Annotated in this window: 10 protein-coding genes; 8 read left to right on the top strand and 2 right to left on the bottom strand. The window is 70.9% G+C overall.

Features of this window, described 5'->3' with window-relative positions; all coding sequences use genetic code 11:
• Positions 1 to 200: 200 nt before the first annotated feature.
• From ACFCZF_RS01700 to ACFCZF_RS01690, 3 genes are all read left to right on the top strand, one after another.
• Positions 201 to 413 (top strand): hypothetical protein, encoded by a 213-nt coding sequence (locus ACFCZF_RS01700; RefSeq protein WP_003973418.1) that lies wholly within the window; start codon positions 201 to 203, stop codon positions 411 to 413.
• A 260-nt stretch (positions 414 to 673) separates the two neighbouring features.
• Positions 674 to 4,228: a chromosome segregation protein SMC gene (gene smc, locus ACFCZF_RS01695; RefSeq protein WP_376669949.1), complete on the top strand. Its 3,555-nt coding sequence runs from the start codon at positions 674 to 676 to the stop codon at positions 4,226 to 4,228.
• Positions 4,229 to 4,421: 193 nt separating this feature from the next.
• Positions 4,422 to 5,840, top strand: a complete 1,419-nt coding sequence (locus ACFCZF_RS01690) for a sugar porter family MFS transporter (protein WP_376669948.1) — start codon at positions 4,422 to 4,424, stop codon at positions 5,838 to 5,840.
• A 527-nt stretch (positions 5,841 to 6,367) separates the two neighbouring features.
• Here ACFCZF_RS01690 and ACFCZF_RS01685 read toward each other — a convergent pair.
• A complete protein-coding gene (locus tag ACFCZF_RS01685; RefSeq protein WP_376669947.1) occupies positions 6,368 to 7,825 on the bottom strand; it encodes a cytosine permease in 1,458 nt (485 codons plus the stop codon).
• A 218-nt stretch (positions 7,826 to 8,043) separates the two neighbouring features.
• Between ACFCZF_RS01685 and ftsY the strand changes: the two genes are divergently transcribed.
• Complete coding sequence (gene ftsY, locus ACFCZF_RS01680; RefSeq protein ID WP_375925129.1) at positions 8,044 to 9,258, top strand: signal recognition particle-docking protein FtsY; 1,215 nt, start codon at positions 8,044 to 8,046, stop codon at positions 9,256 to 9,258.
• 562 nt (positions 9,259 to 9,820) lie between these two features.
• Here ftsY and ACFCZF_RS01675 read toward each other — a convergent pair.
• Entirely contained in the window at positions 9,821 to 10,492 is a 672-nt protein-coding gene (locus tag ACFCZF_RS01675; RefSeq protein ID WP_376669946.1) for a bifunctional DNA primase/polymerase, read from the bottom strand.
• Positions 10,493 to 10,936: 444 nt separating this feature from the next.
• Here ACFCZF_RS01675 and ACFCZF_RS01670 point away from each other — a divergent pair, with 444 nt between their 5' ends.
• The 4 genes from ACFCZF_RS01670 to ACFCZF_RS01655 form a co-directional block, all read left to right on the top strand.
• Complete coding sequence (locus ACFCZF_RS01670; RefSeq protein WP_375925133.1) at positions 10,937 to 12,430, top strand: hypothetical protein; 1,494 nt, start codon at positions 10,937 to 10,939, stop codon at positions 12,428 to 12,430.
• Positions 12,431 to 12,744: 314 nt separating this feature from the next.
• Positions 12,745 to 14,091 carry an ammonium transporter gene (locus ACFCZF_RS01665; RefSeq protein ID WP_375925135.1) on the top strand — a complete coding sequence of 449 codons (1,347 nt, stop codon included), beginning with the start codon at positions 12,745 to 12,747 and terminating at the stop codon, positions 14,089 to 14,091.
• The gene (locus ACFCZF_RS01660; RefSeq protein WP_019328769.1) at positions 14,088 to 14,426 is read left to right on the top strand and encodes a P-II family nitrogen regulator; all 339 of its coding nucleotides are present in this window, start codon (positions 14,088 to 14,090) and stop codon (positions 14,424 to 14,426) included. Before ACFCZF_RS01665 ends, ACFCZF_RS01660 begins: the two co-directional genes overlap by 4 nt.
• Before the next feature lie 114 nt (positions 14,427 to 14,540).
• Positions 14,541 to 14,724, top strand: a 184-nt coding sequence (locus tag ACFCZF_RS01655) for a hypothetical protein (protein WP_376669945.1), incomplete at its 3' end; no start/stop codon positions are given.

Here is a 14,724-nt window from a genome sequence, read left to right as displayed (position 1 = left end):
GCCCCCGGGTGCCCACCGATACGGGGCGTGATCGTGTTGACCGTCAAACTTTTTGGTGAGACGCTGAAAGCCCCGCGCACCTTAGCTGTTTGGCATGGTTGAACGGCAGGAAAAACTCCAAAGTGCCAAGCACCGCGGGTGCGATCCCTACACGACCCACACCGCTTCGGTCGGTCACTCATTGTGGAGGACCATCCATCATGGCAAAGGCGCTTCTCGGTTACGTCGGCGGCTCCGACCCTCGACTCCTCGCCGAGATGCGACGGCTCCAGCAGCGCGTCCAGGACCTGGAATCCGAACTCGGACGGATCCAGGCGGAGAACGACGCGCTGGCGGCTGCCGCTTCTCACGACAGGATCATGGAGAGCATGGAGAGCGTTGACGCACACCAGGCGGAGCCTGCGCTCACCTGATCACTGCATCGCTCCATCACGGCACGGCAGTGGTTGGGCCCGTCCGTACAACCGCTCAGGTGTCAGAGTCTGCAAGGGACGCTTCGGCGTCCCTTCTTTCTTTCCTGCCCCCGTCTCCGCCACCCGGCCCGCCCCGGTCCACCCCCGCGCATCCTTTCACCCTCTTCAACGTCTGATGTGCCCTGCACGTTCACCGGTGAAACCGCGGCGGTTCACCGGTTCATGGAGTGAGACACCCGTGAAAGGTAGAGTCCGACGGCGTGCACCTGAAGGCCCTGACCCTCCGCGGGTTCAAGTCGTTCGCCTCCGCGACCACGCTCCGGTTCGAGCCGGGCATCACCTGCGTCGTCGGGCCGAACGGTTCGGGCAAGTCCAACGTCGTCGACGCGCTCAGCTGGGTCATGGGCGAACAGGGCGCCAAGTCGCTGCGCGGCGGCAAGATGGAGGACGTCATCTTCGCCGGCACCACCGGCCGCCCGCCGCTCGGCCGGGCCGAGGTGTCGCTGACCATCGACAACTCCGACGGGGCCCTGCCCATCGAGTACGCCGAGGTCACCATCACGCGGATCATGTTCCGCAACGGCGGCAGCGAGTACCAGATCAACGGCGACACCTGCCGCCTCCTCGACATCCAGGAACTGCTCTCCGACTCCGGCATCGGCCGCGAGATGCACGTCATCGTCGGACAGGGCCAGCTCGACTCCGTCCTGCACGCCGACCCCATGGGGCGCCGCGCCTTCATCGAGGAGGCCGCCGGCGTCCTCAAGCACCGCAAGCGCAAGGAGAAGGCGCTGCGGAAACTGGACGCGATGCAGGCCAACCTCGCGCGCGTGCAGGACCTGACCGACGAGCTGCGGCGCCAGCTGAAGCCGCTGGGCCGGCAGGCGGCGGTGGCGCGCCGGGCCGCCGTCATCCAGGCCGACCTCAGGGACGCGCGGCTGAGGCTTCTCGCCGACGACCTTGTACGGCTGCGTGAGGCGCTCCAGGCCGAGATCGCCGACGAGGCCGCGCTCAAGGAACGCAAGGAAGTCACCGAGCGGGATCTGAGCAGGGCGCTGCGCCGCGAGGCGGACCTGGAGGACGAGGTGCGCAGGCTCGCCCCGCGCCTCCAGCGCGCCCAGCAGACCTGGTACGAGCTGTCCCAGCTCGCCGAACGGGTGCGCGGCACGATCTCGCTGGCCGACGCGCGCGTGAAGAGCGCCACCTCCACGCCCCCCGAGGAGCGGCGCGGCCGGGACCCGGAGGAACTGGAGCGCGAGGCCGCCCGCGTCCGAGAACAGGAGGCCGAACTCGAAGCGGCCCTGGAGGCGGCCGAGCACGCCCTGGAGGACACGGTCGCCCACCGCGCCGACCTCGAACGCGAACTGGCGTCGGAGGAGCGCCGCCTCAAGGACGCCGCCCGCGCCATCGCCGACCGCCGTGAGGGCCTGGCCCGGCTCAGCGGCCAGGTCGGTACCGCCCGCTCCCGCGCCGCCTCGGCACAGGCCGAGATCGAGCGGCTGGCCGAGGCCCGGGACGAGTCCCAGGAGCGGGCCGCCGCCGCCCAGGAGGAGTACGAGGCGCTCCAGGCCGAGGTCGACGGCCTCGACGCCGGTGACCAGGAACTCGCCGAGCGGCACGACGCCGCCAAGCGCGGGCTGGCCGAGGCCGAGGCCGCCCTGAGCGCCGCCCGTGAGGCGGCCACCGCGACGGAACGCGAGCGCGCCGCGACGCGGGCCCGCCACGAGGCCCTCGCGCTCGGACTGCGCCGCAAGGACGGCACCGGGGCGCTGCTCGCCGCCAAGGACCGGCTCACCGGCCTGCTCGGCCCGGCCGCCGGACTCCTCACCGTGACGCCCGGTTACGAGGCCGCCCTGGCCAGCGCCTTCGGCGCCACCGCAGACGCCCTCGCGGTGACGTCCCCGGCCGCAGCCGCCGACGCCATCCGCCTGCTCCGCAAGCAGGACGCCGGACGGGCCGCCCTGCTGCTCGCCGGCGCCCCCGACGACGTAACGGAGGAGTCGCGGAGCGAAGGGCCGCCGTACGCCGCCGACCTCGTCCGTGGTCCCGCCGACCTGATGCCCGCCGTACGGCGGCTGCTGCGCGGGATCGTCGTCGTCGGCACCCTGGAGGACGCCGAGGACCTCGTCTACGCCCGGCCCGGGCTGACCGCCGTCACCGCCGAGGGCGACCTGCTGGGCGCGCACTTCGCGCAGGGCGGGTCCGCCGGGGCGCCCAGCCTGCTGGAGGTGCAGGCCTCCGTGGACCAGGCCGCCGCCGAGCTGGAGGAACTGGGCGTGCGGTGCGAGGAGCTCGCCGAGGCGCAGGACGCGGCCGTCGAGCGGCGCCGGGAGTGTGCGGCGCTGGTGGAGGAACTGGGGGAGCGGCGCCGGGCGGCCGACCGGGAGAAGTCGGCCGTCGCCCAGCAGCTGGGCCGGCTGGCGGGACAGGCGCGGGGCGCCGCGGGGGAGGCCGAGCGGTCCGCCGCGGCGGCGGCCCGGGCGCAGGAGGCGCTGGACAAGGCGCTGATGGACGTCGAGGAGCTGGCCGAGCGGCTGGCGGTCGCTGAGGAGATGCCGGTCGAGGCGGAGCCCGACACCTCCGTGCGCGACCGGCTCGCCGCCGACGGCGCCAACGCCCGCCAGACCGAGATGGAGGCCCGCCTCCAGGCCCGTACGCACGAGGAACGGGTCAAGGGGCTGGCCGGACGGGCCGACTCCCTGGACCGAGCCGCCCGCGCGGAACGCGAGGCACGCGCGCGTGCCGAACAGCGGCGGGCCCGGCTGCGGCACGAGGCGGCCGTCGCCGAGGCCGTGGCCACCGGCGCCCGGCAACTGCTCGCGCACGTCGAGGTCTCCCTTACCCGCGCCGACGCGGAGCGCACCGCCGCCGAGGCCGCCAAAGCCCGGCGTGAGCAGGACCTGACCGCCGCGCGCACCGCCGGACGCGACCTCAAGGCCGAGCTCGACAAGTTGACGGATTCAGTCCACCGGGGCGAGGTACTCGGCGCCGAGAAGCGGCTGCGCATCGAGCAGCTGGAGACCAAGGCGCTGGAGGAACTCGGTGTGGAACCGGCGGGGCTCGCGGCCGAGTACGGCCCCCATCAAGAGGTGCCGCCCTCGCCCCCCGCCGAAGGCGAGGAGCTGCCCGAGGACCCGGACCACCCGCGCAACCGCCCCCGGCCCTTCGTCCGCTCCGAGCAGGAGAAACGCCTGAAGGCCGCCGAACGTGCCTACCAGCAGCTCGGCAAGGTCAACCCGCTGGCCCTGGAGGAGTTCGCGGCGCTGGAGGAGCGGCACCAGTTCCTCAGCGAGCAGCTGGAGGACCTGAGGAAGACCCGCGCCGACCTGCTCCAGGTCGTCAAGGAGGTCGACGAGCGCGTCGAGCAGGTCTTCACCGAGGCCTTCCGGGACACGGCCCGGGAGTTCGAGGGCGTCTTCAGCCGGCTGTTCCCGGGTGGTGAGGGCCGGCTGATCCTGACCGACCCCGACAACATGCTCACCACGGGCGTGGACGTCGAGGCCCGGCCGCCGGGCAAGAAGGTCAAGAGGCTCTCGCTGCTCTCGGGCGGGGAACGCTCGCTGACCGCCGTGGCGATGCTCGTGTCGATCTTCAAGGCGCGGCCCAGCCCGTTCTACGTCATGGACGAGGTCGAGGCGGCGCTGGACGACACGAACCTGCAGCGGCTGATCCGGATCATGCAGGAGCTGCAGGAGGCCTCGCAGCTGATCGTCATCACGCACCAGAAGCGCACGATGGAGGTCGCCGACGCGCTGTACGGCGTGTCCATGCAGGGCGACGGCGTGTCGAAGGTCATCAGCCAGCGGCTGCGTTAGTTCCTCAGCACATTAACTTCAACTCTTGAACACGCGCCCCCCTCCAGCATCGGAAAACTCATAGCTCTCGCCCTATTGACTTCGAAACTTGAAGGCATAGTCTCTGCAGCGTTGCATTTACCTTCAGGTCCCTTCAGTGGCATCTCGAAGGCGATCCACCCCGGCAGCGTTGCCGGTAGCCCGAGGAGTACACGTGGCCAGCACATCGCAGGCACCCAGTTCAGGAGCCAGGACGGCTCACCCCGATCATCTCGGGCACGTCATCTTCATCGCGGCGGCGGCCGCGATGGGCGGCTTCCTGTTCGGCTACGACAGTTCCGTGATCAACGGAGCCGTCGAGGCCATCCGGGACCGCTACGACGTCGGCTCCGCGGTGCTGGCCCAGGTCATCGCCGTCGCACTGATCGGCTGCGCCATCGGCGCCGCGACCGCCGGCCGCATCGCCGACCGCATCGGCCGCATCCGCTGCATGCAGATCGCGGCCGTCCTCTTCACCGTCAGCGCCATCGGCTCCGCACTGCCCTTCGCGCTGTGGGACCTCGCCATGTGGCGTGTCATCGGCGGCTTCGCCATCGGCATGGCCTCGGTGATCGGCCCCGCCTACATCGCCGAGGTCTCACCGCCCGCCTACCGCGGCCGCCTCGGCTCCTTCCAGCAGGCCGCGATCGTCATCGGCATCGCCGTGTCGCAGCTGGTCAACTGGGGTCTGCTCAACGCCGCCGGCGGCGACCAGCGCGGTGAGCTGATGGGCCTGGAGGCCTGGCAGGTCATGCTGGGCATCATGGTCATCCCGGCCGTCCTCTACGGCCTGCTCTCCTTCGCCATCCCGGAGTCCCCGCGCTTCCTGATCTCCGTCGGCAAGCACGAGCGCGCCAAGAAGATCCTCGAAGAGGTCGAGGGCAAGGACGTGGACTTCGACGCCCGCGTCGCCGAGATCGAGCACGCCATGCACCGCGAGGAGAAGTCCTCCTTCAAGGACCTGCTCGGCGGCAGCTTCCTCTTCAAGAAGATCGTCTGGATCGGTATCGGCCTGTCGGTCTTCCAGCAGTTCGTCGGCATCAACGTCGCGTTCTACTACTCCTCGACGCTGTGGCAGTCGGTCGGCGTCGACCCGACGCAGTCGTTCTTCTACTCGTTCACGACGTCGATCATCAACATCGTCGGCACCGTGATCGCGATGATCTTCGTGGACCGCATCGGGCGCAAGCCGCTCGCCCTCATCGGCTCGGTCGGCATGGTGATCGGCCTGGCGCTGGAGGCCTGGGCCTTCTCCTTCGACCTGGTCGGCGGCAAGCTCCCGGAGACGCAGGGCTGGGTCGCGCTGATCGCCGCCCACCTGTTCGTGCTCTTCTTCGCCCTGTCCTGGGGTGTGGTCGTCTGGGTCTTCCTCGGCGAGATGTTCCCGAACCGGCTGCGCGCCGCCGCGCTGGGCGTGGCCGCCTCCGCGCAGTGGATCGCCAACTGGGCCATCACGGCGAGCTTCCCGTCGCTGGCCGAGTGGAACCTCTCCGGCACCTACGTGATCTACACGATCTTCGCCGCGCTCTCCATCCCCTTCGTCCTGAAGTTCGTGTCGGAGACGAAGGGCAAGGCACTGGAGGAGATGGGCTGACCGCCCACCCCGAACCCGGGGAGAAGGGCCAAGTCCCCGCTGCCCCTCTCCTCGTACCGTCCGCCGCCCCCGGCCCGGGTCACCGCCCGGACCGGGGGCGGCGGTGTCGTACGTCCGGGGCCTGACGGCCGGCTCACCAGATGATGATTCCCCCGCCGATCCTCAGGGCTTCCCTGGCGGACTCCTCGATGACGCGCAGGGATGCGCAGGGATGCGCAGGCGGTCCTCGATCTGGCTCCGGTGTTCCGCCACCGACCGCGGTTGGTCGGTGGCGACCGCGATCCGGTCGAGACGGGACCGCGGCAGGGCGACCTCGCGCGGCAGGGCCTGGCACCTGCTCGTGCTCCATCTCCCGTTCCCGCTCCGCCGGAACCGGCAGGAGGCGGGCGCCCAGCGAGCGCACCAGGTCCGAACCGCACACCGGGGTGCGGTTCGGACCTGGTGCGCACGGCGACGCCCCCGTCCCGCGGTGCTCGAGGAGTGGTCCTCGGCGCCGTGCGCGGAAGGGGGGCGTCGGCCGGTGTACGTCAGACGGTCGCGGTCTCCGGCTGCTCGGCCGCCCGGTCCGCGGTCGCCGCCGCGGGGACGACTACGGCAGGCTTCGGCAGTACGACGTACAGCAGGCCGGAGATCACCACGGTGGCGACCCAGCCGAGGCCGTACTCGCCGATGAAGTTGTTCGCGGCGAGGGGGCCGGTGAACCAGTCGGAGGTCGTGAACATCAGCCCGGCGATCAGACCCACGGCCCAGGCGGCGACGGCGGCGGGGGAGAAGCCGCCGCGGTACCAGTAGGCGCTGGTGCGGCCGGTGTCGGCGAGGGCCTCGCCGTCGTACTCCTTGCGGCGCAGCATGTCCGCGCCGAAGACGCCGACCCAGGCGGAGAAGGCGACCGCGAGCAGCGACAGGAAGGCGATGAAGGAGCCCATGAAGCTGGTCGCCACCAACATCAGCACGCCGCCGAAGATCAGCGAGATCACGGCGTTGACCGAGACCGCCCAGTGCCGCGGGACCTTGAAGCCCAGGGTCTGTGCGGTGAAGCCGGCCGAGTACATCGACATCGAGTTGATCAGCAGCATGCCGATCAGCGCGATCAGCAGGTACGGCACCGCGATCCAGGTCGGCAGGATCTCACCGAGGAAGGAGACCGGGTCGGAGGCCGAGGCCAGGTCCGGCGTGGAGACGGCCATGACCATGCCCATCAGGACCATGGGCAGGACGACGATGCCGGCGCCGCCGATCGTCACGCCCACGATCCCCTTGGAGGAGGCCGTGCGCGGCAGGTACCGGGTGAAGTCGGGGGCGGACGGGATCCAGCTGACGCCGCCGGCCGCGATCAGACCGACGCCCGTGATCATCGCGGCCACCGAACCGGCGGACCGGTCGAACACCGCGGACCAGTCGGTGTCGACGACCAGGTAGCCGAGGACCAGGATCGAGAAGGCGGCGAAGAGGTAGGCCGCGTACTTGTTGCACTTCTGTACGGCGTTGATGCCCAGCCCGGAGATCGCGAAGGTCGCCACGACGAACGCGAGCAGCGTGACCATGTCCAGCACGCTGTTGGCCCGGATGCCGAACACGATGTCCAGCACGGTGAGCAGGGCGTAGGCGCCGGTCACCGCGTTGATCGTCTCCCAGCCCCAGCGGGCGACCCAGATCAGCGAACCCGGCAGCAGATTTCCCCGCTGCCCGAAGACCGCCCGGGACAGTGCCATTCCGGGTGCGCCACCGCGCTTGCCCGCGATGCCGATCAGCCCGACCAGGCCGTAGGACAGGAGCGGCGCTGCGGCCGCGACGACGAGGGCCTGCCAGAAGTTCAGCCGGTACGCCACGACGAGGCTCGCGCCCATCGTGAGCAGCAGCACGCTGATGTTGGCGCCGACCCAGGTCGGGAAAAGCTCACGGGTCCGGGCGGTGCGCTCGTGGTCGGGCACCTGCTCGATGCCACGTGTTTCCAGGGCGCCTTCGGTCTCGGCGGTCTTGCTCATGTGGGGGGTCCGTGCCTCGATCGTGGGAGAAGAGGGGGTGTTCGGGACTCTACGCGCGTTGACGTGGCCTCTTCCATCGTACTTTGATCCGACTCCGTCCCTCCAGGGGCCTTTGTCCCTTGGAGGAAGTCACAAGTGGCCATGTCGTCGGACCGGGGCACGCCTGCCCCGCCGACCAATGAAGGGCCGGGGCAGGGGTCACGCATACTGGAGCCGTTATGGAAATCGTCATCCTTGCTGTAGTCATCGCCGTGGTCGTGATCGGCGCGCTCGGCGGGCTGGTCATCGGCAGTCGCCGCAAGAAGCAGCTGCCTCCGCCGCCTCCCGCCACGCCCGACATCACCGCCCCTCCGGCCGAGCCGCACGTCGGCGACGAGGCCGAGACGCCGCGCGACGAAACGCGCCGGACGATAGAGGAGGTAGACCTCCCGGACGGCGGCACCGCTCCCGCCACCGTCGAGGAGCCGCCCGTCGTCGAAGAGCTCGAGATCCCGCAGATCGAGGTTCCCGAGCCCACCGCCGGCCGTCTGGTCCGGCTCCGTGCCCGCCTCTCCCGCTCGCAGAACGCCCTCGGCAAGGGCCTGCTCACCCTGCTCTCCCGGGAGCACCTCGACGAGGACACCTGGGAGGAGATCGAGGACACGCTGCTCACCGCCGACGTCGGCGTGCAGCCCACCCAGGAGCTGGTCGAGCGGCTGCGCGAGCGTGTGAAGGTGCTCGGCACCCGCACGCCCGACGAGCTGCGCGGCCTGCTGCGCGAGGAGCTGATCACCCTCGTCGGTCCCGACATGGACCGCGAGGTCAAGACCGAGCCCGCGTCCAGCAAGCCCGGCATCGTGATGGTCGTCGGCGTCAACGGCACCGGCAAGACCACCACCACCGGCAAGCTCGCCCGCGTGCTGGTCGCCGACGGCCGCAGTGTCGTCCTCGGCGCCGCGGACACCTTCCGTGCCGCCGCCGCCGACCAGCTGCAGACCTGGGGCGACCGGGTCGGCGCGCACACCGTGCGGGGCCCGGAGGGCGGCGACCCCGCCTCCGTCGCCTTCGACGCGGTCAAGGAGGGCAAGGAGATGGGCTCGGACGTCGTGCTCATCGACACCGCCGGCCGCCTGCACACCAAGACCGGTCTCATGGACGAGCTCGGCAAGGTCAAGCGCGTCGTGGAGAAGCACGCGCCGCTGGACGAGGTGCTGCTCGTCCTCGACGCCACCACCGGCCAGAACGGCCTGATCCAGGCGCGGGTCTTCGCCGAGGTCGTCGACATCAGCGGCATCGTGCTCACCAAGCTGGACGGCACGGCCAAGGGCGGCATCGTGGTCGCCGTGCAGCGCGAGCTGGGCGTGCCGGTCAAGCTGATCGGGCTCGGCGAGGGCGCGGACGACTTGGCGCCGTTCGAGCCCGCGGCGTTCGTGGATGCCCTTATCGGCGAGTGACGCCGCCTGCCGGACTCCGGTGCGCACCAGAACGCGCGCCCGCGTGCGAAGAAGCGCCCGCCTCCCCGTGACCGGGGGACGGGCGCTTCGCGGTGCCGGGGCTCGGGCTCGGGTGGGGGTCGGCGCCACTTGCCGGGTCCGGTGTAGCCGGGGACGCGGCGGGGTGCGGCAGGGGCGTGCTGCGCGGGGCGGGAGGGGGCGTGCTGCGCGGGGCGGAAAGGGGCGTTGCTGCGCGGAGCGGAAAGGGGCGTTGCTGCGCGGAGCGGAAAGGGGCGTTGCTGCGCGGAGCAGGAGGGGGCGTGCTGCGCGGAGCGGGAGGGGGCGTCTGCGCGGGGCGGAAAGGGGCGTGCGCGTAGCGGTCCGTGCGGACAGGCCTGTGCCCAGGATGCTGTGCGAAGAAGCCTGTGCCAGGAAGTCTGTGTCGGGATGCTGTGCGAAGAAGTCTGTGCCAGGAAGTCCGTGTCGGGATGCCGGGCGAAGAACCCTGGGCAGGATGCCGCGCGCGAAGAAGCCCGTGTCCGGAAGCCCGCGTGGAAGAGCGCGCGCCCTCCCGGCCGGAGGCCTACGCCCGCGACCGATGGGCGACGTACGCCAGTGTCCCCAGCAGCAGCCGTGCCGCCGGCGGCTTGGTCGCCGAGTCGAGGGCCGGCGGACGCAGCCAGCGCACCGGGCCGAGGTCACCGCGGTCGGACGGCGGGGCGGTGACATGCGTACCGGGGCCCAGTCCGCGCAGATCCAGGGCGGACGGGTCGTCCCAGCCCATGCGGTAGAGCAGCCGGGGCAGCTCGGCGGCGGCGCCCGGGGCGACGAAGAAGTGGACGCGGCCCTGAGGGGTCGCCGTGACCGGGCCGAGCGGGAGGCCCATGCGCTCCAGCCGGGCCAGTGCCCGCAGCCCGGCGGGCTCGGCCACCTCGATCACGTCGAAGGTCCGACCGACCGGCAGCATCACCGCGGCGCCCGGGAACTCGGCCCAGGCCTCGCTCGCCTCGCCCAGGGTCGCCCCTGCGGGCACCTCCGGCGCGAAGCCGAGCGGATGCGCGCCCGGCGCCGGGCAGTCACGCCGGCCGCACGAGCAGGCGCCCGCGGCGGCCCGGGCCCCCGGCACCACGGCCCAGCCCCACAGTCCGGTGAACTCGGCCACGACGGTGCACTCCGACGCGCGGCCGCGGCGGCGCGCGCCGGACCGGATGTCGCGCATGCCCCGAGTGCTGCCGATGCCGATAGTGAAGCCCATGCCCCCTCCAACGGGTCGACGCAGCGGCGGTTACGCAGCGGACGTGAAACGTGACTCTCTGCTTCCAACTCCCCAGTCCGGCGCGGTTCAGACAGCGTCCGGAAGCACGCCGGGTGGTGTGCTCGCCCGCGCACGCCCCGGTGTGCACCGTTGCGCCGACTCCCGGGTGGCCTATGTCAAGTGAATCGTGTGCAGGCCACTGGGAGTTCATCCGAAGGGGTGGCGAATGGTGGCGATTCCGCAATCGCCATGGCTGGACGGGTGATCGTAGGATTACTTTGTGTGCATGGAGCCGTGGGGCACATGCACTTGTGGGTATGCCGGAGGCAACTCGGCTTTCCGTTCGAAGGGTGGCAACCACCGGACGGAGGGCCCCAACCACCGGCATTCTGATAGGGCTTGGCGCACTCGGCGACAGGTGGGTTCAGGGATGGGGGCGTTCCAGTGAGCGGCAACGGCGGAAGCGGTACGAGCGCGGGAAGCGCGTCGCCCGCTGACAAGCGCCCCAACGAGCTGCTCACCTCATGGTTCGCCCGCAGCGGCTGGTCCAAGGGCGAGCTGGCCCGCCAGGTCAACCGCCGGGCACGCCAGTTGGGCGCCAACCACATCTCCACGGACACCTCACGAGTACGCCGCTGGCTCGACGGCGAGAACCCGCGCGAGCCGATCCCGCGGATCCTGTCCGAGCTGTTCTCCGAGCGCTTCGGCGTCGTCGTCTCCGTCGAGGACCTGGGCCTGCGTTCCACCCGCCCGACGCCCTCCGCGACCGGAGTCGACCTGCCCTGGACGGGCCCGCAGACCGTGGCCCTGCTCAGCGAGTTCTCGCGCAGCGACCTGATGCTGGCGCGGCGCGGCTTCCTCGGGAGCTCGCTGGCCCTCTCCGCGGGCCCGTCCCTCATCGAGCCCATGCAGCGCTGGCTCGTCCCCTCGCCGTCGGCCTCCTCCTCCGGACGCGAGCCGGCGCCCGCCTCCCGCGCGCGTGGGCGCCTGTCCAGGCCCGAGCTGGACCTGCTCGAGTCGACCGCCGTGATGTTCCGCCGCTGGGACGCCCAGTGCGGCGGCGGTCTGCGCCGCAAGGCGGTCGTCGGCCAGCTGCACGAGGTCACCGACCTGCTGCAGGAACCCCAGACGGAGGCCACCCGGTCCAAGCTGTTCAAGGTCGCCGCCGAACTCGCCGAGCTGGCCGGCTGGATGTCGTACGACGTCGGGCTCCAGCCCACCGCGCAGAAGTACTTCGTCCTGGCCCTGCACGCCGCCAAGGAGGCCGGTGACCGGCCACTCGGCTCGTACGTCCTCTCCAGCATGAGCCGCCAGATGATCCACCTCGGCCGGCCCGACGACGCCCTGGAGCTGATCCACCTCGCGCAGTACGGCAGCCGGGACTGCGCGAGCCCCCGCACCCAGTCGATGCTGTACGCGATGGAGGCCCGCGCCTACGCCAACATGGGGCAGCCGGGCCGCTGCAAGCGTGCGGTGCGCATGGCCGAGGACACCTTCGCCGAGGCCGACGAGTGGGACGAGCCGGACCCCGACTGGATCCGCTTCTTCTCCGAGGCCGAGCTCTACGGGGAGAACAGCCACTCCTTCCGCGACCTCGCCTACGTCGCCGGCCGCAGCCCCGCCTACGCCTCCCTGGCCGAGCCGCTGATGCGCCGCGCGGTGGAGCTGTTCGCCAAGGACGACGAGCACCAGCGGTCGTACGCGCTGAACCTGATCGGCATGGCCACCGTGCACCTGCTGCGCCGCGAACCCGGGGAGAGCACCGGCCTGGCCGTCGAGGCCATGGGCATCGCCAAGAAGGTCCGCTCCGAACGCGTCAACACCCGCATCCGCAAGACCGTCGACACGGCCGTACGCGATTTCGGCGACCTCGGTGAGGTCATCGACCTCACCGAGCGGCTCGCCGTCGAGTTGCCGGAGACCGCCGAAGCGGTCTGAACCCCCACCAGCCCCGGCCGCGGCCGGCCCTCCCGAACTGCCCGACTCGGCTCCCCCATGCCAGGTCATTCGGAGGCCGCCGCGGCCGGCTTGTGTCCCCGGCCGGGACGCCGCTTCACGACAACGATCGCGCGGCCCCGCATCCGGCAGTTCACCCACGCGTAACACGCACAGCGCCTTCGTCACGGCGGCGAAACAACGAGGGGCGCCCACCGAAACGGTGCTGAGCCAATCTCGTGGCTCATAACCGGCCCACCCCTCATTCCGCTCAGGCTTCGCCCGCACGGGGCCGTACCAATGACGAGGAGACGCCGATGGCTCCAGCCATCACGCTCGCCGCAGAGACGGAGCTCTCTGCCGCCAACACGGGCTTCATGCTCATCTGCTCCGCCCTGGTGATGCTCATGACCCCGGCCCTGGCCTTCTTCTACGGAGGCATGGTCCGCGTCAAAAGCACCCTGAACATGCTGATGATGAGCTTCATCAGCCTCGGCATCGTCACCGTCCTGTGGGTGCTGTACGGCTTCTCCATGGCGTTCGGCACGGACACCGGCGGCATCGTCGGCTGGAACTCCGACTGGCTCGGTCTCAGCAACATCGGCCTGACCGAGCTGTGGGACGGCTACACCATCCCGGTCTTCGTCTTCCTGGTCTTCCAGCTGATGTTCGCCGTGCTCACGCCCGCCCTGATCAGCGGCGCGCTCGCGGACCGGGTGAAGTTCACGGCCTGGGCGCTGTTCATCGCCTTGTGGGCCACGATCGTCTACTTCCCGGTCGCCCACTGGGTGTGGGGCGCCGGCGGCTGGGCCTTCGAGCTCGGTGTGATCGACTTCGCCGGTGGTACGGCCGTGCACATCAACGCCGGTGCCGCCGCGCTCGGCGTGATCCTGGTCATCGGCAAGCGGGTCGGCTTCAAGAAGGACCCGATGCGCCCGCACAGCCTGCCGCTGGTCATGCTCGGCGCCGGCCTGCTGTGGTTCGGCTGGTTCGGCTTCAACGCCGGCTCGTGGCTGGGCAACGACGACGGCGTCGGCGCGCTGATGTTCGTCAACACGCAGGTCGCCACGGGCGCGGCCGTCCTCGGCTGGCTCGCCTACGAGAAGATCCGGCACGGTGCGTTCACCACGCTGGGCGCCGCCTCCGGCGCCGTCTCCGGACTGGTCGCCATCACCCCGGCGGGCGGCGCGGTCTCCCCGCTGGGCGCGATCGCCGTCGGCGTCATCGCCGGTGTGCTGTGCGCCATGGCGGTCGGCCTGAAGTACCGGTTCGGCTACGACGACTCGCTCGACGTCGTGGGCGTGCACCTCGTCGGCGGCATCCTCGGCTCCCTCCTCGTCGGGTTCTTCGCCACCGGCAAGGGCCAGTCCGACGTCGCGGGCCTCTTCTACGGCGGCGGCCTGGACCAGTTCTGGAAGCAGTGCGCCGGTGTCTTCGGGGTCCTCGCCTACTCCCTGGTCGTCTCTGCCATCCTCGCCTTCGTCCTGCACAAGACGATCGGCATGCGAGTGCCGGAGGACGACGAGGTGGCCGGCATCGACCAGGCCGAGCACGCCGAGACCGCATACGACTTCAGCGGCGCCGGGGGCGGTGCCGCCCGGACGACCGCCACGCCGGCCGCTTCCACGGCCGCGCAGGCCGAGAGCAAGAAGGTGGACGCATGAAGCTCATCACCGCCGTCGTCAAGCCGCACCGGCTCGACGAGATCAAGGAGGCCCTCCAAGCCTTCGGGGTCCACGGCCTGACCGTCACCGAGGCGAGCGGCTACGGCCGCCAGCGCGGCCACACCGAGGTCTACCGCGGCGCCGAGTACACGGTCGACCTGGTGCCCAAGATCCGCATCGAGGTGCTGGTCGAGGACGACGACGCCGAGCAGCTGATCGAGGTCGTGGTCAAGGCGGCCCGCACCGGCAAGATCGGTGACGGCAAGGTCTGGTCGGTCCCGGTCGACACGGCCGTACGGGTCCGGACCGGCGAGCGCGGCCCCGACGCGCTCTGAACAGCTTCGCAGCAGCTCTGAGGCAGCTCTGAGGCAGCTCTGAGGCAGCTCTGACGCAGCTCTGACGCAGCTCTGGGGCAGCTCTGAGGCACGAGAACGGAACGGAGTCGCCGGGTGACGAGTACGGATGTGACGAAAGAAGCAGAGGACTCGGGACCCAGCGGCTACGCGGCGGCCCGGCTGCGCCTCCTCACCGAGGAGACGCGGTCCGGGCCGCCGCGGCGTGCCGCCCCCGCCGGACTGCAGGACGAATGGTTGTCTGGGCTTTTCGCCGCGGGCACCGACAGGCCCAGAGAGG

The organism is Streptomyces sp. NPDC056296 (assembly GCF_042268605.1).
In the GTDB taxonomy this organism is placed as follows: domain Bacteria; phylum Actinomycetota; class Actinomycetes; order Streptomycetales; family Streptomycetaceae; genus Streptomyces.
Note: the sequence above shows the minus strand (reverse complement) of the source record. Positions and strands in the feature narration are given on the sequence as shown.